Source organism: Hyphomicrobium sp. DY-1, assembly GCF_047497105.1.
Lineage (GTDB): Bacteria > Pseudomonadota > Alphaproteobacteria > Rhizobiales > Hyphomicrobiaceae > Hyphomicrobium_B.
On record NZ_CP134870.1, the window covers coordinates 3116877 to 3137605 of the forward strand.

23 protein-coding genes are annotated in these 20729 nt (G+C 60.5%); 10 read left to right on the top strand and 13 right to left on the bottom strand.

Annotation, left to right across the window (positions count from 1 at the left end):
* Positions 1–10 precede the first annotated feature (10 nt).
* Both RLW41_RS15045 and RLW41_RS15050 read left to right on the top strand, forming a co-directional pair.
* Positions 11–871 carry a cytochrome c1 gene (locus RLW41_RS15045; RefSeq protein ID WP_409562461.1) on the top strand — a complete coding sequence of 287 codons (861 nt, stop codon included), beginning with the start codon at positions 11–13 and terminating at the stop codon, positions 869–871.
* 98 nt (positions 872–969) lie between these two features.
* Positions 970–1842: an S-methyl-5'-thioadenosine phosphorylase gene (locus RLW41_RS15050; protein WP_409562462.1), complete on the top strand. Its 873-nt coding sequence runs from the start codon at positions 970–972 to the stop codon at positions 1840–1842.
* A 53-nt stretch (positions 1843–1895) separates the two neighbouring features.
* On the opposite strand, the gene RLW41_RS15055 is transcribed toward RLW41_RS15050, so the two are convergent.
* Positions 1896–2336 (bottom strand): hypothetical protein, encoded by a 441-nt coding sequence (locus tag RLW41_RS15055; protein ID WP_414461996.1) that lies wholly within the window; start codon positions 2334–2336, stop codon positions 1896–1898.
* A 126-nt stretch (positions 2337–2462) separates the two neighbouring features.
* Here RLW41_RS15055 and RLW41_RS15060 point away from each other — a divergent pair, with 126 nt between their 5' ends.
* The 6 genes from RLW41_RS15060 to RLW41_RS15085 all read left to right on the top strand — a co-directional run bounded on the left by RLW41_RS15060 (position 2463) and on the right by RLW41_RS15085 (position 7801).
* Complete coding sequence (locus RLW41_RS15060) at positions 2463–3002, top strand: adenine phosphoribosyltransferase (protein ID WP_414461997.1); 540 nt, start codon at positions 2463–2465, stop codon at positions 3000–3002.
* A 233-nt stretch (positions 3003–3235) separates the two neighbouring features.
* Positions 3236–3946 (top strand): alpha/beta fold hydrolase, encoded by a 711-nt coding sequence (locus RLW41_RS15065; RefSeq protein ID WP_414461998.1) that lies wholly within the window; start codon positions 3236–3238, stop codon positions 3944–3946.
* Complete coding sequence (mtnA, locus tag RLW41_RS15070) at positions 3936–5036, top strand: S-methyl-5-thioribose-1-phosphate isomerase (protein WP_414461999.1); 1101 nt, start codon at positions 3936–3938, stop codon at positions 5034–5036. Before RLW41_RS15065 ends, mtnA begins: the two co-directional genes overlap by 11 nt.
* A 4-nt stretch (positions 5037–5040) precedes the next feature.
* Positions 5041–5712 (top strand): L-fuculose-phosphate aldolase, encoded by a 672-nt coding sequence (locus tag RLW41_RS15075; protein WP_414462000.1) that lies wholly within the window; start codon positions 5041–5043, stop codon positions 5710–5712.
* Positions 5713–5845: 133 nt separating this feature from the next.
* Positions 5846–7354 (top strand): catalase, encoded by a 1509-nt coding sequence (locus tag RLW41_RS15080; protein ID WP_414462001.1) that lies wholly within the window; start codon positions 5846–5848, stop codon positions 7352–7354.
* 144 nt (positions 7355–7498) lie between these two features.
* Positions 7499–7801 carry a plasmid stabilization protein gene (locus RLW41_RS15085; protein WP_409562468.1) on the top strand — a complete coding sequence of 101 codons (303 nt, stop codon included), beginning with the start codon at positions 7499–7501 and terminating at the stop codon, positions 7799–7801.
* A gap of 22 nt (positions 7802–7823) precedes the next feature.
* Here the strand turns inward: RLW41_RS15085 and RLW41_RS15090 are convergent, their stop codons facing one another.
* The 5 genes from RLW41_RS15090 to RLW41_RS15110 all read right to left on the bottom strand — a co-directional run bounded on the left by RLW41_RS15090 (position 7824) and on the right by RLW41_RS15110 (position 11646).
* Positions 7824–8063, bottom strand: coding sequence for a DUF3297 family protein (locus tag RLW41_RS15090; protein ID WP_409562469.1), 240 nt, complete (start codon positions 8061–8063; stop codon positions 7824–7826).
* 11 nt (positions 8064–8074) lie between these two features.
* The gene (ychF, locus tag RLW41_RS15095) at positions 8075–9172 is read right to left on the bottom strand and encodes a redox-regulated ATPase YchF (RefSeq protein WP_414462002.1); all 1098 of its coding nucleotides are present in this window, start codon (positions 9170–9172) and stop codon (positions 8075–8077) included.
* 93 nt (positions 9173–9265) lie between these two features.
* The gene (locus RLW41_RS15100; protein ID WP_414462003.1) at positions 9266–9991 is read right to left on the bottom strand and encodes a hypothetical protein; all 726 of its coding nucleotides are present in this window, start codon (positions 9989–9991) and stop codon (positions 9266–9268) included.
* A 38-nt stretch (positions 9992–10029) separates the two neighbouring features.
* On the bottom strand, positions 10030–10770 hold the full coding sequence (gene pth, locus RLW41_RS15105) for an aminoacyl-tRNA hydrolase (protein ID WP_414462004.1): 741 nt from the start codon (positions 10768–10770) through the stop codon (positions 10030–10032).
* A 162-nt stretch (positions 10771–10932) separates the two neighbouring features.
* Positions 10933–11646, bottom strand: coding sequence for a 50S ribosomal protein L25/general stress protein Ctc (locus RLW41_RS15110; protein WP_409562472.1), 714 nt, complete (start codon positions 11644–11646; stop codon positions 10933–10935).
* A gap of 272 nt (positions 11647–11918) precedes the next feature.
* On the opposite strand from RLW41_RS15110, the gene RLW41_RS15115 reads away from it, so the two are divergent.
* A complete protein-coding gene (locus RLW41_RS15115) occupies positions 11919–12341 on the top strand; it encodes a Fur family transcriptional regulator (RefSeq protein WP_409562473.1) in 423 nt (140 codons plus the stop codon).
* Between the two features lie 15 nt (positions 12342–12356).
* Here the strand turns inward: RLW41_RS15115 and RLW41_RS15120 are convergent, their stop codons facing one another.
* Positions 12357–13037, bottom strand: coding sequence for a TetR/AcrR family transcriptional regulator (locus RLW41_RS15120; protein WP_409562474.1), 681 nt, complete (start codon positions 13035–13037; stop codon positions 12357–12359).
* Positions 13038–13128: 91 nt separating this feature from the next.
* Here RLW41_RS15120 and RLW41_RS15125 point away from each other — a divergent pair, with 91 nt between their 5' ends.
* Positions 13129–14265, top strand: a complete 1137-nt coding sequence (locus tag RLW41_RS15125; protein WP_414462005.1) for an FAD-dependent oxidoreductase — start codon at positions 13129–13131, stop codon at positions 14263–14265.
* A gap of 211 nt (positions 14266–14476) precedes the next feature.
* Here RLW41_RS15125 and RLW41_RS15130 read toward each other — a convergent pair whose 3' ends face one another.
* From RLW41_RS15130 to lgt, 6 genes are all read right to left on the bottom strand, one after another.
* Positions 14477–15346 (bottom strand): hypothetical protein, encoded by an 870-nt coding sequence (locus tag RLW41_RS15130; RefSeq protein ID WP_414462006.1) that lies wholly within the window; start codon positions 15344–15346, stop codon positions 14477–14479.
* A gap of 191 nt (positions 15347–15537) precedes the next feature.
* A complete protein-coding gene (locus RLW41_RS15135) occupies positions 15538–16473 on the bottom strand; it encodes a ribose-phosphate pyrophosphokinase (protein WP_024275475.1) in 936 nt (311 codons plus the stop codon).
* A 178-nt stretch (positions 16474–16651) separates the two neighbouring features.
* Complete coding sequence (locus RLW41_RS15140; RefSeq protein WP_414462007.1) at positions 16652–17644, bottom strand: hypothetical protein; 993 nt, start codon at positions 17642–17644, stop codon at positions 16652–16654.
* Between the two features lie 275 nt (positions 17645–17919).
* Complete coding sequence (gene pgeF, locus RLW41_RS15145) at positions 17920–18705, bottom strand: peptidoglycan editing factor PgeF (RefSeq protein WP_024275477.1); 786 nt, start codon at positions 18703–18705, stop codon at positions 17920–17922.
* Positions 18706–18733: 28 nt separating this feature from the next.
* Complete coding sequence (locus tag RLW41_RS15150; RefSeq protein WP_024275478.1) at positions 18734–19870, bottom strand: class I SAM-dependent methyltransferase; 1137 nt, start codon at positions 19868–19870, stop codon at positions 18734–18736.
* Positions 19867–20709 (bottom strand): prolipoprotein diacylglyceryl transferase, encoded by an 843-nt coding sequence (gene lgt / locus RLW41_RS15155; RefSeq protein WP_409562478.1) that lies wholly within the window; start codon positions 20707–20709, stop codon positions 19867–19869. Before lgt ends, RLW41_RS15150 begins: the two co-directional genes overlap by 4 nt.
* Between the last annotated feature and the right edge of the window lie 20 nt (positions 20710–20729).

Sequence of the window (20729 nt, forward strand, 5' to 3'; positions counted from 1 at the left end):
GGAGCGACAGATGAAACAGCGCATCTCACTTTCATTGATCTTCGCGCTTTCGTTCGTGCTCGCGGTTACGAGCGCCTCTGCGGAGGAAGCGGGACATCCGGAGATCCATCGGCAGACGTGGTCGTTCTCGGGCTTCACCGGGCAATTCGATAAGGCGCAATTGCAGCGCGGCTTCCAGGTCTACAAGGACGTTTGTTCGAACTGTCACGGCCTTAAGTATCTGTCGTTCCGCAATCTCGTGCAGCCGGGCGGACCGGAATTTCCGGAAGCAGCCGTGAAGGAGCTGGCGAAGACGTGGCCGAACCAGATCACGGACGGTCCCAACGACGAAGGCAAAATGTTCGAGCGTCCGGCGCTGCTGTCTGATCCAATCCGTGGGCCGTATCATAATGATCAGGAAGCGCGGGCGGCGCAAAACGGCGCGTTGCCGCCTGATCTATCGCTTATCGCTCGGGCACGCGGCGTTGAGCGCAATCCGAGCTGGTGGATCCATCCATTCCTGATGCTTGGCGATATTGCCAAGGCCTATCAGGAAGGCGGCGCAGACTACATCTATGCGCTGATGCACGGTTATTCCGATCCGCCGGCAGACTTCAAACTGACGGACGGAAAATTCTACAACAAGATTTTCCCCGGTCATCAAATCAGCATGCCGCCGCCGCTTTCCGACGGTCTCGTCAGTTACCAGGACGGCACACCTGACACCGTCGATAACTACGCGAAAGACGTTGTCGCATTTCTGTCATGGGCCGCCGACCCCACGCTCGATACGCGCAAGCAGATCGGATGGCAGGTCATTTTGTATCTTATCGTCACCACTGGCTTGCTCTACCTGGGCAAGAGGCGGATCTGGGCCAGCATTAAGCACTGACCCTGAGCGCTTGTGACGATTTGCAAACTGGAAGGCTGCGCTTGCGTAGCCTTTTTTCTTTTGTATCGGCGGGTACATTGAAATGGAAAAGGTGGGTGATGACGGCATCGGTTCTGGGGATCGTTGGGGGCAGTGGGTTCTATCAGCTGCCGGGCCTTGCCAATCCGGAATGGAAGGTGATCGAGAGCCCGTGGGGCGCGCCTTCGGACGAAATTCTGTTTGCCGATATCGACGGATTGCCGATCCGCTTTCTGCCGCGGCACGGGCGCGGGCATAAGCTGTCGCCGACGGGCATCAATTACCGTGCGAACATCGATGCGTTAAAGCGTGCCGGCGTGACCGATCTCATTTCGGTTTCCGCGTGCGGATCATTGAAGAAGAAATACAAGCCGGGCGATTTCGTGCTTCCCGATCAGTTCATCGACCGGACGTTCGCGCGCGAGAAGTCGTTCTTCGGCAACGGTTGCGTTGCGCATGTTGCGATGGGCGATCCGATCAGTCCGCTGCTAACGAAGGCGCTCGAAAAGTCGGCGAAGGCCGAGAAGATCGAGGTGCACAAGGGCGGCACCTACCTCGCGATGGAAGGACCGCAATTTTCCACGCGCGCAGAAAGCAACCTTTACCGGTCTTGGGATTGCGATGTCATCGGCATGACGAACATGCCGGAAGCCAAGCTCGCGCGCGAAGCGGAGATTTGCTACGCGAGCGTCGCGATGGTGACGGATTACGATTGCTGGCACGACGATCATGAAGACGTCGATGTCGCGTCGATCATTGCTGTCATGCACGCAAATACAGAAAAGGCGCAGCGGCTCGTCGCGCATCTGGCGCGGGATTTTCCGCGCGAGCATCCGGCTTGTCCGATCGGCTCGGACAGGGCACTCGAAGTTGCGCTGATCACGCCGCCGGAAGCGCGCGATCCTGAGCTGTTGAAGAAGCTCGATGCCGTTGCGGGGCGGGTGCTGGGATAGCACCTGATTGTCATCTTCGGGATTGTTCCGAGGGTGGCCCGGAGAGGCGTGCGTTAGTTCGGGAAGCTGATCAGGATCTTCATCTTGATGAGCCAGGGGAAGATCATTTCGAGTAGGGTGCCGAGCGTCCATAGTACGGTGCCGAGCAGGATGAGCGCGGGGATGCTGGCGATGACGGCTTTCAGAAAGAACAGCATCAGCTCGACGAAGGGCACGTCGATTTTACGGACCGACACCGGCGCGAGCGTTGCGGTCGCCGCAGCGGCATTGGGGTTGAAATCGGATGCTGCGTAGATCTGCGGCTGCGGCCGTGAACGATCGTCTGGGCCCATCGAGAGCGACGGCGCGGCCGCGCGTTCCTGCGCTGCACGTTCGCGGGCTTCCCGGGCGCGGGCTTCCTTTTCGCGTCTCAGCGTGCGCGGCAAGTCTTCCGTATCGTCGAGAAGCGGGTCGAAGTCGGGTCCTGCGATTGCGGAGGTGCCTGGAGATGCCATTACTCTTCCCTCAAGCAGGGCTGCAGCCAGTGCCGAATGTTTCAGCACGACAGCGTTGCTCAAAATCTACCTAGAACCCAGCGATATTGCTATTTTGCGCCGTCAATTTGACCGGAGTGGAGCACTGTGAAGAACCTGGACGCCCTCGAAGAGCTTATTCGTACGATCCCTGACTATCCAAAGCCCGGGATCATGTTTCGGGATATCACGACGCTTCTTTCCGACCCGAAAGGGCTTAAAAAAGCGATCAAAGGCATGGCGAAGCCATTCGAGGACAAGAAAATCGACGCGGTTGCCGGTATCGAGGCGCGCGGGTTCATTCTGGGTGGCGCGATTGCCGACCGCCTCGAATGTGGCTTCATTCCGATCCGGAAAAAAGGCAAGCTGCCTTGGAAGACGATCGGGCAGGAGTACACGCTTGAATACGGCGTGGACGTCATCGAAATTCATGAGGACGCTTTCGCGAGCGGATCGCGCGTGCTGATCGTCGACGACCTGATCGCGACGGGCGGCACGGCGGAAGCGGCGGTCAAGCTCGTCCAGCGTTCCGGCGGCAAGGTGGTTGGCGCAACCTTCATCGTCGATCTGCCGGACCTTGGCGGCATGAAGCGGCTCGACGATCTGGGCATCACCAGTCACGCGCTTGTCGCGTTCGAAGGCCACTAGGGAGCAAACGTGGACCTTCCAAGCGAACATCTGTCAGATGCGTTTGAGCGGATTGCCGCTTGGCGGGCCGATCCTTGGACGGTTCACACTTGCCCGGTCTGCCAAACGCCGGGGGTGCAAATTATCGACAGGTCGGTGCGGCCCTATTCGGAATGGTATGCGCTGACGTGTGCCGCTTGTGGGCTTGATGCTTCGCTGCACATTCCGTTGCCCGGTCCGGGTCACATGTGAGCATGGCGAACGGTCCGATCGAGATTGTCCTGTTGCCCGGTCTCGACGGGACAGGCGATCTGTTCGACCGTTTGGCAGCGCGGCTTGCTCCCGATCTCACCGTTACAATCGTACGCTATCCGCAGGATCCGTCGCTCGGGTACGCGGGCTACGCGGAAATCGTGCGCAACGTGATCGGCAAAAGACCGGTATTTGTTCTGGGAGAGTCGTTTTCGGGGCCGGTTGCCGTTCGTGTCGCTACGCAACTCGGGCGGCAGGTACAGGGCGTCGTGTTGGCGGCAACGTTCGTGAAGAACCCATGGCCCGGTTGCTTCATTCGCCGCGCGGCGCTCGTCGATCCCAGAACGACGCCGTCGCGACTTCGCGATGCTGTCCTGATGGGACCTTTCGGCGATCCCGAACTTGTCAAAAAAGTCGAAGGGATCGTCGCTACGCTGTCACGGTCGGTGCGGGCATCGCGGCTCAAGGCCATTGCGGAGGTAGACGTGCGGCGGGATTTCGCCCAACTCGCCTGTCCGATCCTGGTGCTGCATGGGCGCGGCGATTGGCTCGTCCGCAAGTCGCCCATTCAGCGTGCGGTTTGCGAACGCGGGCGCGCACGCATGGTCGTCATTCCCGGCGCCCATATGCTATTGCAAACGCGTTCCGCCGAGGCGGCGGCCGAGATCGTTAATTTCACTAAGTCAATCGCGGAGGCTCATCATGAAGCTTGACGGAGTGCCCTCGCGCACGATCTGGCTCGAACCGGACGGCTGGTCCATCGGCATCATCGATCAGACGCTTCTGCCGCATAAGATCGTGCGGCCGGTGCTCAAGACCGTGGAGGATGCGGCGCGCGCTATTAAAACGATGCAGGTTCGCGGCGCGCCGCTGATCGGTGTCATGGCGGCTTACGGCGTGGCGCTGGCTATGCGTGTCGATGCATCGGATGCGAGCCTAGACAATGCGGTTGCGTTCCTCGGGGCGCAGCGGCCGACGGCGGTCAATCTCCGCTGGGCGCTGGAAGACCTGCGCACAACACTGCTGCCGCTGGCGCCGAGCATTCGCACGGTCGCCGCCTATGCGCGCGCGGCAGAACTGGCGGAGGACGATGTCGAGACGTGCCGGAACATCGGCGTCAATGGCCTCAAGTTGATTAAGGAGATCGCGATCCGCAAGGGCGGTGGTCCTGTCAACGTGCTGACGCATTGCAATGCGGGCTGGCTCGCGTGCGTCGATTGGGGGACGGCGACGTCGCCCATCTATCAGGCGCACGATGCGGGCATTCCGGTGCATGTCTGGGTGGACGAGACGCGGCCGCGCAACCAGGGCGCGGCGCTGACGGCGTTCGAGCTTTTACAGCACGGCGTTCCGCATAGCCTCATCGCCGACAACGCTGGTGGGCATTTCATGCAGGCTGGCGACGTCGATCTCGTCATCGTCGGCACGGACCGGGTGACGGCGAACGGCGACGTTGCGAACAAGATCGGCACGTATCTGAAGGCGCTCGCGGCGCACGATACGCGGGTTCCGTTCTATGTGGCGCTACCGTTTTCGACGATCGACTGGCGCACCGAAAAAGGCAGCGACATTCCCATCGAGGAACGAAGCGAAGACGAAGTTCTGTATGTTCAGGGCAAGCTGCCCAATGGCGAGCTCGGGTCGGTTCTGATTGCGGCAGAGGGGACGCATGCCCGTAATCCGGCCTTTGATGTGACACCTGCGAGGCTCGTGACGGGCTTCATCACGGAGCGGGGCATTTGTGCGGCGTCGCGAGAAGGGCTGCTGTCGCTCTATCCTGAAAAGACCAGCGCAGCAGCGTGATCTCATGAAGCAGCCAAGCGAAAAATCGTTGCGCAAAGAGGTCATCGCGACGGCTTTGGAGATGAGTCGGTCAGGGCTGTCGCCCGGGCGTTCAGGAAATGTCTCATGCCGGTTCAGCGACGGCATGCTCATCACGCCGACGGGCAAGCGTTATGAAGATACCGAGCCTGACGACATCGTGTTCGTCGCCGCAGACGGCAGCGTTCCAGATGGCCAACTGAAACCGTCGAGCGAGTGGCAATTTCACCTTGCTGCGTATCACGCGCGCCCAGATCGGAATGCGCTCGTTCACACACACTCGTTGCATGCGACGGTGCTTGCGTGTGCGCATAAGGCTATTCCGGCCTTTCATTACATGGTGGCCGTTGCGGGCGGGAAGGACATTCCGTGCGTGCCTTACGCCACGTTCGGAACGGATGAACTTGCTCGGCACGTCGCTGCGGGGCTTCGAGAGCGCGACGCATGTTTAATGGCCAATCACGGCCAGATTGCTTGCGGAGCTTCGCTCGCGCACGCACTTGAGATGGCTCGAGAGGTGGAAGTTCTGGCCGAGCAGTATTACAAAGTACTCGTACTCAATGACCTACATCTGCTCGATGATGCTGAAATGCTCGAAATTGCCGAGCGCTTTAAAACCTATGGCAGGAATGCGGAGCTAAACCAGAAACGCCGATAGGAAGGACCAATCGCTCCTATAGAAGTTCGTACGCGATAAGATTGCCTTATAAGCTTTTCCTGAAGATTCGATTGGTGGATTAAGTTTTTCTGATCTTAGGTCTCTTTGGTTTCCTCCAGGAAGGACGATCGCAATGACCGATACTACGAAGCTCACCACGACCGCGGGCGCCCCCGTTCCCGATAACCAGAATTCTCTCTCGGCGGGACCGCGCGGGCCGCTGTTGATGCAGGACTACCAACTCATCGAGAAGCTCGCGCATCAGAACCGCGAGCGCATTCCTGAGCGCACGGTCCACGCGAAGGGCTGGGGCGCGTACGGCACGCTTACGATCACGGGCGACATTTCGAAATATACGAAGGCAAAGGCGCTGCAGCCGGGCGCGAAGACCGACATGATCGCGCGGTTTTCGACTGTCGCCGGCGAGCTTGGCGCGGCGGATGCCGAGCGCGATGTTCGCGGCTTTGCACTCAAATTCTATACCAGTGAAGGCAACTGGGATCTCGTCGGCAACAACACGCCGGTGTTTTTCGTCCGCGATCCGATGAAGTTTCCCGATTTCATTCACACGCAGAAGCGGCATCCGAAAACCAACATGCGCTCGCCGACGGCGATGTGGGATTTCTGGTCGCTGTCGCCGGAGAGCCTGCACCAAGTGACGATCCTGATGTCGGATCGCGGTCTGCCGGTCGGCGTTCGCAACATGAACGGCTACGGTTCGCACACGTATTCATTCATCAACGCTAACAACGAGCGTTTCTGGGTGAAATTCCACTTCAAGACGCTGCAAGGCCATAAGCACTGGACGAACGGCGAAGCGAGCGAGATCGTCGGCCGGACGCGTGAATCGACGCAGGAAGATCTGTTCACGGCGATCGAGCGCGGTGAGTTCCCGAAGTGGAAGATGCAGGTTCAGGTGATGCCGGAAGCCGATGCAGACAAGCATTGGTATAATCCGTTCGACCTGACGAAGGTTTGGCCGCATGCGGACTATCCGCCGATCGACATCGGCGTATTCGAGCTCAACCGCAATCCTGAGAACTATTTCTCCGAGATCGAGCAAGCGGCATTCTCGCCGTCGAACATCGTGCCCGGCATTGGCTTTTCGCCCGACAAGATGCTGCAGGCGCGCATCTTCTCGTATGCGGATGCGCATCGCTATCGCCTCGGCACGCACTACGAGCATCTGCCCGTGAACGCCGCGCGCTGCCCCGTTCATAACTATCACAAGGACGGCCCGATGCGGTTCTTCGCACCGGAGACGGGGAACGTGGACGCCTATTACGAGCCGAACTCGTTTCATGGCGCCGAGCAGGACAAGTCCGTCGCCGAGCCGCCGCTCAAGATTTCGGGCGATGCCGATCGCTTCAATCATCGCGATGGCAACGACGATTACAGACAGGTGACGGCGCTGTTCAATCTCTTCAACAAAGAGCAGAAAGCGCGGCTGTTCTCGAACGTCGCTGAAGCGATGTGGGGCATTCCCGATTTCATCGCGGAGCGGCAGCTCGCCCACTTCAAGAAGGTGCATCCTGATTATGAAGCCGGGGTGCGCGCGGCGCTCGATCACATGACACGACAGAAAGCTTCCGAGACGGCGCAGCAGCAGAAGATGCCGCAAGGCGCAGAAGCTGCCGAGTGACCGCGCGGTTCGTTTCGACGATTAATGAAAAGGCCCTGCTCGTGCGGGGCCTTTTTGTTCGGCGGTTTGCTGCTGGTAGGACGCAACTTCCCGAGTGCCAGCGCGTTGCTCGGACGGCACTCAATGTATCGAGGAGGAGCCGTCATGCCGAGAGGCGATAAATCGAGCTATACGACCAAACAGAAACGCAAGGCCGAACACATCGAGGAAGGCTACGAGAAACGCGGCGTCGGCAAGTCGGAAGCCGAGCGGCGCGCGTGGGCGACCGTCAACAAAGAGAGCGGCGGCGGAAACAAGAGCGGCTCCGGTCGCGGGAAGAAAGACACGCACGTCGCGTCGAAGCGCGGTGGAAAGATCGGCGGCAAGGCGTCGGCGTCGCGACCGGCGGCGGCGCGCAGTGCGTCAGCGCGGAAAGCTGCAGCGACGAGAAAGCGGCGCGGAAGCTGATCGCGCCGCATTGGCGTCATCATTACGCCGTGCGGAAATACGGCTCGACCTTGCCTTTGAGCTTCAGCGTCATCGGGCGGCCTTTGCGGTCGCGCGCGTTCCCTGCCGCGACGCGGATCCAGCCTTCGCTGATGCAATATTCTTCAACGTTGGTTTTGTCGGTGCCGTTGAAGCGGATGCCGATGTCACGCTTTAGAAGCTCTTCGTTGAAGAACGGACTGGCGGGATCGTTGCAAAGGCGGTCGGGCAGTTCGTTGGACATGTTTGTTCGTCCTAGTTGGCGAAACGGAAGTGCATGACGTCGCCGTCCTGGACGACGTAGTCCTTGCCTTCGAGACGCATTTTTCCGGCTTCTTTAGCACCGGTTTCGCCGTTACCGGTCACATAATCGTCGAAGGCAATGGTTTCGGCGCGGATGAAGCCCTTTTCGAAGTCGGTATGGATGACGCCGGCCGCCTGCGGGGCCTTGGTGCCGCGCGTGATTGTCCAGGCGCGGGCTTCCTTCGGGCCGACGGTGAAGTAGGTCACGAGGTGGAGCAGGTCGTAGCCGGCGCGGATCAGGCGATTGAGGCCCGGTTCGTCGAGGCCCATCTCGCTGAGGAAGGCATCACGGTCTTCCGGCGCGAGGCCTGCGAATTCGCTTTCGATCTTGGCGGAGATGACGACGACAGCCGCGTTCTCGGCCTTCGCGCGCTCTTCGACCTGTTTCGAATAGGCGTTGCCGTTGGCCGCTGAGGCTTCCTCGACGTTGCAGACGTAGACGACCGGCTTCGATGTCAGAAGCTGCAGCGCACGGAAGGCAGGCATCTCTTCGGCGGTCATCTGCGCGAGGCGAGCGGGCTTGCCTTCACGCAGAAGCACCAGCGGCTTTTCCATGACGGCGTACTGCGCCTTGGCTTCCTTGTCGCCGGACTTTGCCCTTTTCTCGATTTGCGAGATGCGCTTTTCGAGGCTTTCAAGATCGGCGAGCATCAATTCCGTTTCGACGACGTCAGCGTCGGCGAGCGGGTCGATGCGGTTCTCGACGTGGGTGATGTCTTCGTCAACGAAGCAGCGCAGCACGTAGGCCACGGCATCGACTTCGCGAATGTGGGACAGGAACTTGTTGCCGAGGCCTTCGCCCTTCGAAGCGCCGCGGACGAGGCCGGCGATATCGACGAACGTCAGGCGCGTCGGAATGATTTCCTTGCTACCAGCAATGCCAGCGAGCGTGTCGAGGCGCTTATCGGGAACAGCAACCTCGCCGACGTTCGGTTCGATGGTGCAGAAGGGATAGTTGGCCGCCTCGGCCTGTGCCGTTTGCGTGAGCGCATTGAAGAGGGTTGACTTGCCGACGTTCGGCAAGCCGACGATGCCGCATTTGAAGCCCATGGTGGGGAAATATCCGTTTAGGTTGTGGTCCGTGGGTTAAGCGACCCAGGCCTTAATGTGAAGCCTTATCGGTCCAATGTGCGGCCGTATGGCTCACCGCTGGTACTTGGTAAAGGCGAATGTCGAGTAGCGCGAGGGTGCGGGAAGATTGCTCGTGCCGGACATGGCGTCTGCAAGCGCCTCCGAAATGTGCGTGCCCTGATCGACGCTGCGGACCGCGATGACGATAAACGGGCGCTGCCAACTCGTATCTATATCTTCGCAATCGGCGCACGGATCGATGTAGCGGCCGAGATTGAGCGTCCACATCGGGATGCGATTGCCGATGGCGCCGCGCACCCATTGTGCGGTGCGAACGGCGCGGAGACCACCGCGCTGCTCCTCGCGGGCGACGTCGCCTTCCTGGCTCGCAAGGCCGACGGCGATCAGACCGAGCGCGGTGCCCAGGCCCTGACGCAATTGCGGCGCGAGAACCTCGTCCTGGATCTCTTGCGGCGACAGGATGGTGTCGTCCTTCTCAAGTTCCGTCGTCGAGGCGCGGACCCAGCCGTAATTCTTCGTCAGCACAACGACGTCGAACACGGCGCGGCGCCCCTGGCGGTCGGTGCCTTCGATCGGGAAGACCAGCGTGCGATCATTCCAGCGGTGGGCGAAAATGCGCCGGACGCCGGTCTTGTCTTTATCGCGTGCGAAATAAGCGTCATTCAGCACGCTGCCGAAAACGCCGACGGTGAAAAGGAGAATGAGCGCGCCGATAGCCAGATCGAAAAGAGATCGCGATCCGGAGTCCGCGCGGCTCTCTTCCTGATACTCAGACATCGGCTCAACCCCACAACTCGCCAAACTTCGCGAGGATGCTAGGCGTCCTCGCCGCCGGATTTTCGCGCGCTCAGCCATTTTTTCAAGTTGTCGGCGAGGGCGGATTGGCGTTTGGACGCGCGTTCACCGGCGGGGTGTGGCCGCGATGCCTTCGGCGGGCGCGGCGACTCTTGTGGCGCGCGCTCAGCCTTGCGCGCAGGCGTTTCGTGATCTTCCTGCGTCGTGCGGGCGACGTCACTCAGGAAGCGGTCGTCTTCGCCTTTGGCGAGATAGGGGGCGGCGTCGGAGATGGCATCAAGCAGCGCATTGAGCCATTCGCGCTCCGATTTCGCGAAGTCGTTCAAAACATAATAGACGACCGCATCTTTTGAACCGGGATGACCGATGCCGAGGCGCACGCGCTTGTATTCGTTTTCAATGTGCGCGGTGATCGAGCGCAGGCCATTGTGACCGGCGTTGCCGCCGCCCGTTTTCAGTTTCACCTTGCCGGGGACAAGGTCCAACTCGTCGTGAAAGACGTAAATGTCCGACAGCGGAATTTTTAGAAAACGCTGGGCTTCGCCGACAGAGCGGCCGCTCTCGTTCATGTAGGTTTCGGGTTTCAGCAGCGCCACGCGCTCGCCGCCGATCGAGCCTTCGGAGATGAGGCCCTGAAATTTCTTGCGCCAGGGCGCGAAGCTGTGGCGTTCCGCGATGCGGTCGAGCGCCATGAAGCCGATGTTGTGACGGTTGGCGCGATATTTATCGCCCGGATTGCCAAGACCGACGAAGAGCTTCATTTCAACTGTGCCTTCCGACCGAGCCTTTTCGTTGCGCCTTCCGACTCCCCTCCGGGGAGCCGGCCGGAAGGCGCGGGACATTGTCGGGAAGCCGGCACTGGGTTTATCACGCGGTAAAAGAGAGACCGGCGCAATCGGCAGATCGCGCCGGTATATAACGTCTTACTTCTTCGCGGCGGGCTTGGCGGCCGGAGCGGCCTTACCTGCAGCAGCCGGGGCTGCCTTGCCAGCGGCGGCCGGAGCAGCCTTGGCGCCAGCGGCGGGAGCGGCAGCGGCATCTGCGGTCGTGCTTGCAGCTTCGTCGTCACCCTTCAGAGCGCCGGCGATCGTCGCAATCGTGAAGTCGCGATTCTTGATGACGGGCGAAACGCCTTCCGGCATCTCGACGGCCGAGATGTGGATCGAACGGCCGATCTCCATGCCTTCGAGATTGATCTCGAACGCGCGGGGGATCTTGTCATAAGGGCAGAACACTTCGACGTCGTGGCGGACGATATTGAGAACGCCACCGCGCTTCAGACCCGGCGACAACGTTTCGTTCGTGAAGTGCACGGGGATCGAGACGCGGATCACGCCATCCTTGCCGACGCGCTGGAAGTCGACGTGAAGGGGCGTGTCGCGGACAGGGTCGACCTGGACGTCGCGGGCGAGCACGATGTGCTTCGTGCCTTCGACGTCGATCTCGATAGCCGTCGAGGTGAAGTGGCCGCGCAGGACCTGCTTCCACAGCTCGTTGTATTCGAGATTGATCGTTTCCGGGGTTTCGTGGTTGCCGTAAATGACGGCGGGCACATTTCCATTGCGGCGTGCTTGGCGTGCGGCCCCCTTGCCGGCACGCGGGCGCGCCGTAGCCTTGAGCGTAATGAGCTCAGCCATGGCATCGTCTCCGAGTGTTAAAGGCTCTTCTGCCTATCAGAAGAGCCAAAAAGCCGCTTGCCGGCCTCCAAGGGTGCCGGGCGGCGTCTCAGGAAAATCCTCTTGAGATGGCGGGTATATACCTGGGGTTGCCGCCGCGCGCAACGGTCGGAAACGGCCCCTAATAGGCGCACAATACTTGGGTCGGACTGGAAAGTTGCTGAGAAAATCAGCATATTAAGGGGTGATTTACTGGAAACCCTGCGTTGTGACCTGCAATTGTGGGTGTGGAGATGCCCGAAGTGATAACGAAGAAGACGACCAAACGCCGAAGCGCGGCCGATCAGGACAAGATCATTGTCGAAGCGCTGAGGGGCGTCGGGCGGCCCGTGAGCGCCTACGAGCTTATCGAACAGGTGCGCGCGAAGGGTGTCAGCGCGCCACCAACGGTCTATCGGGCTCTACAACGTTTAATCGACGATGGCTTGGCGCATCGGCTTGAAAGCCTCAACGCTTTCGTCGCTTGCGATCATCCTCATCACGTCGGAAAGGCTGTCTTCGCGATCTGCGATTCCTGCGGCACGGTGAAGGAATTCGATAGTCCGACCGCTGTGAAGAGCCTGCAGACCTGGGCCGGCAAAAACGACTTCAACATCCGTTCGATGACGATGGAAATTCGCGGACGCTGCGGGGACTGCGTAACGGGCCACGATTGACGTGTGATCTCCGTCTCAGCGCTGTTTCCGCGAGCAAATGCCTTTCAGGATGAGATCAATGCCGGCGAGGAAATCGGTCCGGTCGTCATGAGTGCGCAACCGCCCCGCTAGGCTGCGTGTAAATGGGAAATCGTCCGGGTCGAGCTTCAACCACTCCGCTGCGACTGCATTCAGAAATTCGGATCTATCAAGGTTATGCGTACGGGCGAATTGCCCATTGGCCGCGTTCTGCCCCGCAACACCGAGAATGTAGCTTACCAACGCCGATGCTGCGTCCCACTGTACTTCCGCCGGAATGCGGAGAGCGCGAAGCTGCTGGCCCAGGCGCTCGAGAATGCGGACCATCGGCGGCCGCCCCGGCGCTCGCGAGAGTGCCGACCCAACCCATGGATGCGCGTCGATTGCGTGGAATATGCCGAGAGCGAGCGCGCGGATGGCTGCCTCGGGCGTGGCTTCGGCTACGGGAGCATTTGTTGAGCGCGAGATGATGGCGTCGGCCGCCGCGGTGAGCAGCTCATTCTTGCTTTCTATGTGCCAGTAGATCGCTCCAGGGCCGGTGGCGAGCCGTTCCGACAACGCCCGGAACGTCAGCCCGCTCTCTCCGCTCTCGTCCAAGAGCGCGATCGACGCATCGATGATGCGGTCCCGCGAGAGCGATTCTTCACGTCGTTTGCTGCTGTGAGCTTTTTTGGCCATGACCTTATCTTGACATTAATGGAACGACGTTCCAAGTATGGAACGACGTTCCATTTGCTGTTGTGACGGAGGATTTGTGGGGGGAGCAGAGATGCACATTCCGATCGCGATTGTCGGTGCCGGCCTTGGGGGGCTGACACTTGCGCGTGTTCTGCATCTTCACGGTATCGCGGCGACGATCTTTGAAGCGGAAGCCTCTGCGGATGCGCGTCCTCAAGGCGGCTTGCTCGATATCCACACGTACAATGGTCAGCTCGCGCTCAAGGCCGCAGGGCTCTTCGAGGAGTTTCGCAAAATCATCCTTCCCGGCGCCGAGGCGCAGCGGGTCCTCGACAAACACGGCAACGTGCTGCTCGACGAGACCGACAAGGGTAACGGCGGCCGGCCAGAGGTCCCTCGCGGAGAGCTTCGTCGGATTTTGCTCGAGTCACTGCCCGCCGGCACGATCCGCTGGGGGCATAAGGTTACTGCGGTGTCTGCGCTCGGCGGCGGGCTGCACTTGGTGACCTTTAGCGATGGCTCGACGGTGACGACCGATGTCCTGGTGGGGGCGGACGGTGCCTGGTCGAGAGTGCGCCCGCTTCTTTCCAAAACCACACCGGCCTATGTCGGCACGTCGTTCATCGAGACGTACCTGTTCGATATCGACAACCGGTACAAGGCGAGTGCGGAGGCGATCGGCGGATGCACGCTGATGGCAATTGCTCCCGGCAAAGGTATCCTGGGGCATCGAGAGGCCGATGGCACGATGCATACTTATGTCGCGTTGAACAAGCCGGAGGACTGGATTGCGCGCATCGATTTTTCCAACCGTACGGACGCGTTGGCTATTATCGCCAAAGAATTTGACGGATGGGCGCCGGAGCTGACGGCGCTCATTACAGAAAGTGAGACCGCCCCAATTCCTCGCGCCATCTATGCGCTCCCGATCGAGCACAGGTGGGACCGAATTCCCGGCGTGACGCTGGTCGGTGATGCGGCGCATCTGATGTCACCCTTCGCAGGCGAAGGGGCCAACCTCGCGATGTACGATGGGTCTGAACTCGGCAAGGCGATCGCGGACCATCCTGGCGACGTTGAAACCGCACTCATCGCGTATGAAAAAGATCTCTTTTCCCGCAGCGCCGCTGCTGCTGCGGAAGCAGACCGGAACCTCAAGCTGTTCTTCAACGACAGGGCGCCTCAAAGCGCGGTCGAGCTGTTCACCAATTATCAGGCCGTCACGTAGCTTTTGCGCGTGTTAGAAGTTCACGCTTGTCGGGACGCGAAATTCTGGTGATCGAAAATCCGTGGTACGGGCAATGGATGGGTCGCTGGCGCGGCGCCGTGGGTTTCGTCCCACGATCGCAACAGTGTAGTACACTTGTCGAGAAAGCGCGCTTTGAACACCACGGTAGGTTATTTTCCGCAAAGAATGGATTGCGTGACGTGGGCTTTCGTCAAAAATCGATATCGAGACTGAGTTTCAGTGTGGTTGCAGGCGTCGCACTATTCAAACCGAACAGCGCGCCGAAGCCGACTGTCGTTTCGACTTTTCGTTCGTCTTCAGCGTCATCTTTCTTTGAGAGCGTGTCGTCATCATTGTCGTCGCCGAACGTCCAGTAGGCGATAGGACCGAGACGATACTGATTGAACGTTCCGAAGATTTGCTGCGACTCGTTCGTGTTGCCGCCGCTGATGCGTTCGATGCCGCCATAGGATTCAACGGCAAGAGCGAGCTGCTTAGATGTGCGATACATGATCCGGGCGGCGTAGCCGAAATCGAGCTTGCTCTGATTTTCGAAGCCACCGCCGAAGTATTGAATGGCGGTCGGATTGATGTTTGCGCTCCAGCGTCCGGATTGCCATTCGATGATCGGACCAATCGTCAGCGTCGAAGCTTCGTCTTCGTGTGCGGATTGATCCCATTCGACGAGAAAGCCGGCGCCGATGCCGTCGCCTTTGCGTTTGATGACGGTCCAGATGGTTTCGGCGCCGTAGCTGTCGAATTCGAGCGGTCCCATCCGGTCGGCTTCGTTAAAGGTCTTGGGATCGTCCAGGCGCTGCTGCTCGAACTCGACGCCAAGGCGAAGTTTGACGAAGGTCGTGAGGCCCATCTCAACTTCCAGGCCTTCGCGTTGGCGTGTCACCGTATTGTCGTCGGCAATGATGCCGCCCGCGCCATTGGAAACAACGCCGCGTCTCGGATTGCCAGATGAGAAGTCATTCTGGCTTTCAATCTCGATCGCGCCAGGTTCGGTGTCGAGATCTTTGATTTCGAACTGGTCGAGTGACGGTCCCGCCATTGCCGCCTGTGAGAACGTGAGCATCGAGATGCCCATGAGCAAGGCAACAACGCAGCCTGCCGCTCGCGTGTGAAACGGGATTTGCCCCACGCCTCCCCCTCGAGAATTTGCTTCCCGTTATTGTTCTCAAATTTCCTTATGGCATGGGGAGTTTTTCCCGAACAGTGCGAAACAGCACCGCTAGGGATCGGAAAATCCGGCTTCTTGAAAGCGTATCAGTAAAAGAGGCTTGAGACGCTTTCTTCGCGGCTCGTGCGGAGGATCGCTTCGCCGATGAGTGGCGCGATCGACATGACGCGGATATTGCGCGCGGCCTTCACGGCTTCGGTCGGCAGGATCGAGTCCGTAATGACGAGCGATTTCAGGCGCGAGTTCTGGATGCGGCTGACGGCGCCGCCGGACAGCACAGCGTGCGAAATGTAAGCAGAGACTTCCGTCGCGCCGTTTTTCAGCAGGGCCTCAGCGGCGTTGACGAGTGTACCGCCGGAATCGACGATATCGTCGATCAGAATGCAGCGTTTACCGTCGACGTCACCGATGACGTTCATCACTTCGCTTTCGCCTGGACGTTCGCGCCGCTTATCGCAAATGGCGATTGGCGCGGTGATACGCTTGGCGAGCGCTCGGGCACGGACGACGCCGCCGACGTCGGGCGACACGACGACGATGTCGTCCGTGTTGCCATAGTGCTCTTCGATGTCGCGCGTCATGACCGGGGCAGCGAAGAGGTTATCGGTCGGGATGTCGAAGAAGCCCTGGATCTGGCCGGCATGGAGATCGAGCGTCAGAACGCGGTCGGCGCCGGCGCGCTCGATCAGGTTGGCGACGAGCTTGGCAGAAATGGGCGTCCGCGGACCCGGCTTGCGGTCCTGCCGGGCGTAACCGAAGTACGGGATGACGGCTGTGATGCGGCGCGCAGACGAGCGCTTCAACGCATCAAGCAGGATCAGCAGCTCCATCATGTTGTCGTTGGCGGGGAACGACGTCGACTGAATGACGAATACGTCCTGTCCGCGGACGTTCTCCTGGATCTCGACGAAGATCTCCATATCGGCGAAGCGCTTCACCTGGCCTTTGGCCATCGGCAGCTTCAGATAGGTGCAGATCGCCTCGGCGAGGGGGCGATTGCTGTTTCCCGCGATGATTTTCACGCCCAGCTTCCCTCGGCCGTCATTGTTCCGGGCGTCACCCTTGGAATCGAAAGGCATTTGCGCTCCAGAAACCTCTTCATTTGCGGGCTTGTAGCAATTGGGCCCGGACGATTCAACCGTCCGGGCCCAAGCTGTTGTCACAGTGTTGCCGATCGAGGTTAACCTGACCGGCTACTGATTATTCGACGCTCTTTGGCGGTAAGAGCTTGATAATGCCTTGCGCGGCAGCAGCGGCTGCGGCGTCCGCGGTCTGCCCCCAGGAACCGTCAAGCGAGCCGGTTGGGATCTCGTTCTTCTGCGACACAGTGCCGAGCTTCTTGCCGCTCGGGTCGATCACGTTCCAGTCGATCTGGATCGGCTGCTTGCCGTCTTTGCTGGTGCCCATGGCGACCTTGCCGACAACTTTGTAGGCTTGGGAGTCGGGCGTGGTCGCCAGCTTCAGGCCGCTCTTCGACAATTCGCGCTGAATTGCGGTGGTGAGCGTGGTGCTGCCATCGCCGGGCGCTCCCGTCACCAGCGGCACGACGGCTGTGACAGGACCCGAGTGGGTGATGCTGCCGGTCGTCGGCGAAGCCGGGCTCGATGCAGCCGAGGCGTACGTCGTCGGCCGCGGCGGGCTCGACGGAGCGTTGGTCGACTGCGTGTTGATGTTCGAAGCCATCGGAACACCGCCGCCGCTCGCGATCCAGCTAGCGATCTGTTTTGAGGTCTTGCCGGAGATCCGTTCTACGACGGCCGGCGTCACGGCTGACCAGGGGTCTTTCCCGGCGCTTGCGATGACTTCCTCACCCGTAACGCGATGGACGCGCTTGCCGCTCTGGTCGGTCACGTCCCAGATGTAGGAGATCTTCGCTTTCGATTTTTCGCGAGCAGCTACGATGTAGCCGCGGACGACATATTCGCCAGTCGCATTGTTTGAGGTGCCGACGCTCAGGCCCTCTCGGCCGATGGCAGACGCAAGCTGCGACTGCAATTCATGAGCGACGTTTTCGGGCGATCCGATAACCGGCGCGATCTGGAATTTGGCGTTCTGTGTAACGGGTCCCGATGGTGACGCGCCTGTCGGGAGAGCGATCGAGTTTTGTGCCGAGGGCGTTCCGCCGCCCATGTCGCCCAGGAGGTTTGATGATGAGCCACAGCCGCCCAGGCCTGCCGTTACCAGCGAAGCCAAAAGTATTGACCCGATCGTCCAAAGACGTGTTCGGCGCTCGCGTACCCGAGCAGAGCAAAAGGTCGCCACTCGACGTCCCCCCTTATCCAACCGCGACTTCCCCGGCGGCCGGAACACATTACCTCCGCGGCCTGAACTCCTGTGATTACTACCGGAACTGACCCTTATCCCTGTAGATCAGCCCTGAACGACCCGTCCAGACGGGAGTTCGGCGAAACTGTTATCGACCGGTGTAAACGTTGGCGTCGGCTCGGACTTCCCTGTGGATTATGCCGTTACGCCACGACGATGGCGGAGATTTGACGGCCATAGTCCACTTCCCCGAGGAGAGTTTTACGCCTGTAGCTGAAGAAAAGCGATTCGTTCTTGCAGGTGCAGAGCGCCAGATCCTCGATGCTGCCGACGCCGGCTGCCTGCAATCGCATTGTCACAAAGGCCGGTAGATCGAAATGCGGACGCGCGTTCGGGTTCGCGCGCGTGAAATACGTGCTGAACGCTGGATCACGCTCAAGGAAGGTCGCCTCGAACTCAGGGCCGACCTCGTAGGCTGACTGACTGATGCAGGGGCCAACGGCCGCAGTGATCCGTTCGCGTTTGGCGCCGAGACGTTCCATTTCCGCGACGGCGCTGCCGACAACATCGTTAATGGCGCCACGCCAGCCGGCGTGAGCAGCAGCGATGACGCCGGCCTCTGCGTCGGCCATCAGGACCGGAGCGCAATCCGCTGTCAGAACGCCAATGACAAGTCCGGGCGTGTTGGAGACGACGGCGTCGGCGTGGGGGAGGGCCGCGCGGTCTGGCGCTTTGGTCACGTGCAGCGCCATCGTGCCGTGCTCCTGATAGAGCGTGACGACACCGCCGCCGAGTTTTTCGTCGCCGCCGAGAAAACGGCCGATCCGGTTGCGGTTCTCGGCGACGAGGTTCTGATCGTCGCTTGAGCCCCAGCCACAGTTGAGGCTGGCGTAGAGACCCGTCGAGACGCCGCCTTCGCGGGTGAAGAAGCCGTGGCGGATGCCGTTCCAGCTGGAGAGATTTCGCGCTTCGATGGGTTTCAAGGACATCCGGCGCGCTTTCCCTTTATGCGGGTCTTCATGCTGGTCCGGGCGCGGCGCTCTGCTCGCGGGCCGCGCTGAAGCCCGGAAGCGACGGTAGACCGGGGGAGCGGGCTGCGAGGACCTTGAAGCGCCCTCCCATGCCATTGGGGGCGAGCAAGCGGGCGACGCCCGTTTCGATTTCGGTCGCGCGGGCCGGATTGGCCGCCATCAAACGCGAGGCGCGCTCGACAATGCCGAGAGCACCGAGGAACTCCGCCTGCGTGACAGGGCCATCGAGCGCCAGACCGGCGCGATGCAGCGTCGAGGCGAGATCGTAGAAGTTGATGTGCACCGTCAGGTCGGCTTCGCCCGGCGACGTCAGTGGAGATTCATACTTATGCGCGCGGACCGCTTGCAGTGTGTCTCCGGCGGCCGGTGTGGTGTGACCATAGTCGACCATAAGAAAGGCGATGGGGCCGCGTTCGGAGAGTGCTTGCAGGGCGTCGGCAAGCTGGTCGAGGCGCTGGCTTTCGATGACGGCCCCGGGCGGGGCGCCGGGCAGCAGAGCTTCGAATGCATCGCGCGGGCATTCGCCGTCGATTGCGGTGAATTGCAGGTCGCCGCGGGCATCGAGGGTCACGGCGCGAATGTGCCAACCCGATGCGGTCTTGACCCATTGGGCGACCGGCCAGGCATCGAGAAATTCGTTGGCGAAGATGATGGCCGGCGGGTTGATCTCGTCGAGTTCGCGGCCCCAGCTCAGCACGTTGCGGAATTCCGACAGAGTTGCAGTTTGCAACTCGATCAGGGATTCGCTGGCTTCGACGAGATGCACGCGCGTGACGTTCGAGAAGCCGGGGACGATGCGGGCGGCGCGAAGAATATCGCGCATCATGGTGCCGCGTCCGGGGCCGTATTCGACGATGGTAATCGGGTTAGGAGCGCCGAGCACGCCCTGCCAGACGACGCCGGCCCAGACGCCCAGAAGCTCGCCAAAGACCTGCGATACGTCGGCGGCGGTGATGAAGTCGCCCGATGCGCCGAACACCTGCTGACGGCGATAGTAGCCGTAGTCCGCATCCCAAAGGCAGGCGGACATATAGCTATCGACCGTCATCGGCCCGTCGCGGCGAATCCGTTCCTTGATCCGCCGGGCGAGCGGTGTATCGCGACGCAGGCCGTTATCGATCACACCGCAGCCTTTCCGGGCTCGCTTTTGTTATGGCAGGCGGTCCAGATCAGATAGATCCCCAGAATAACCATCGGCACGCAGTACATCTGACCGGCCGTGAAGGGACCGATGTTCATGATGTTATAGGGCTCGGGCTCGCGGAAGATCTCCGAGAAGCTGCGGGCGATGGCGTACCAGATCATCCAGATGCCGGTCGTCAGTCCGGGGCGCTTCAGCGAGGAGAAGTGGTGGGTGGCGATCCGCAAGATGATGAACATCACGATGCCTTCGAGCGCCGCCTCATAAAGCTGGCTCGGATGGCGCGGGTTGTCGCCGCCGTTGGGAAAGACCATGCCGACCCAGGCGTCGGTCACGCGGCCCCAGTGCTCGGAATTGATGAAATTGGCGATCCGGCCAAAGAAAAGTCCGAAGGGTACGGACGCACAGACGAGATCCGCCACGGACCGGGCTGACACTTTGTAGATGTAGGCGAATACGAAGATCAGGATGGCGCAGCCGATGACGCCGCCATGAAAGCTCATCCCGCCCTTCCAGACCTTCACCATCTCCAGAGGATGCGAGAAGTAGAAGTCGGGGTCGTAGAGGAAGATCTGACCGAGGCGGCCGCCGATGATGACACCAAAGGTCATGAAGAGCAGAAGGTCGTCGATGCGTTCGAGCGTCATCGGCGCTTTGTTGCCCGCCCAGAGTTTCGGTGTCGAGACCAGGTTGCGGATATACCACCAGCCGAGCAAAAGGCCGGCCATATATGAGAGGCCATACCATTTGACGGCTACCGGCCCGAGATGGATCGCGACGGGGTCGATATCGGGGTAGGTGAGAAGGGCGAGGGGTGTCATCGGCTCTCCGGGCGAGGTTT

Coding starts and splice junctions, on each gene's coding strand:
- RLW41_RS15045 (WP_409562461.1), top strand. CDS start 11: ATGAAACAGCGCATCTCACTTTCATTGATCTTCGCGCTTTCGTTCGTG.
- RLW41_RS15050 (WP_409562462.1), top strand. CDS start 970: ATGACGGCATCGGTTCTGGGGATCGTTGGGGGCAGTGGGTTCTATCAG.
- RLW41_RS15055 (WP_414461996.1), bottom strand. CDS start 2,336: ATGGCATCTCCAGGCACCTCCGCAATCGCAGGACCCGACTTCGACCCG.
- RLW41_RS15065 (WP_414461998.1), top strand. CDS start 3,236: ATGGCGAACGGTCCGATCGAGATTGTCCTGTTGCCCGGTCTCGACGGG.
- mtnA (WP_414461999.1), top strand. CDS start 3,936: ATGAAGCTTGACGGAGTGCCCTCGCGCACGATCTGGCTCGAACCGGAC.
- RLW41_RS15075 (WP_414462000.1), top strand. CDS start 5,041: ATGAAGCAGCCAAGCGAAAAATCGTTGCGCAAAGAGGTCATCGCGACG.
- RLW41_RS15080 (WP_414462001.1), top strand. CDS start 5,846: ATGACCGATACTACGAAGCTCACCACGACCGCGGGCGCCCCCGTTCCC.
- RLW41_RS15085 (WP_409562468.1), top strand. CDS start 7,499: ATGCCGAGAGGCGATAAATCGAGCTATACGACCAAACAGAAACGCAAG.
- RLW41_RS15090 (WP_409562469.1), bottom strand. CDS start 8,063: ATGTCCAACGAACTGCCCGACCGCCTTTGCAACGATCCCGCCAGTCCG.
- ychF (WP_414462002.1), bottom strand. CDS start 9,172: ATGGGCTTCAAATGCGGCATCGTCGGCTTGCCGAACGTCGGCAAGTCA.
- RLW41_RS15100 (WP_414462003.1), bottom strand. CDS start 9,991: ATGTCTGAGTATCAGGAAGAGAGCCGCGCGGACTCCGGATCGCGATCT.
- pth (WP_414462004.1), bottom strand. CDS start 10,770: ATGAAGCTCTTCGTCGGTCTTGGCAATCCGGGCGATAAATATCGCGCC.
- RLW41_RS15110 (WP_409562472.1), bottom strand. CDS start 11,646: ATGGCTGAGCTCATTACGCTCAAGGCTACGGCGCGCCCGCGTGCCGGC.
- RLW41_RS15115 (WP_409562473.1), top strand. CDS start 11,919: ATGCCCGAAGTGATAACGAAGAAGACGACCAAACGCCGAAGCGCGGCC.
- RLW41_RS15120 (WP_409562474.1), bottom strand. CDS start 13,037: ATGGCCAAAAAAGCTCACAGCAGCAAACGACGTGAAGAATCGCTCTCG.
- RLW41_RS15125 (WP_414462005.1), top strand. CDS start 13,129: ATGCACATTCCGATCGCGATTGTCGGTGCCGGCCTTGGGGGGCTGACA.
- RLW41_RS15130 (WP_414462006.1), bottom strand. CDS start 15,346: ATGCTCACGTTCTCACAGGCGGCAATGGCGGGACCGTCACTCGACCAG.
- pgeF (WP_024275477.1), bottom strand. CDS start 18,705: ATGTCCTTGAAACCCATCGAAGCGCGAAATCTCTCCAGCTGGAACGGC.
- lgt (WP_409562478.1), bottom strand. CDS start 20,709: ATGACACCCCTCGCCCTTCTCACCTACCCCGATATCGACCCCGTCGCG.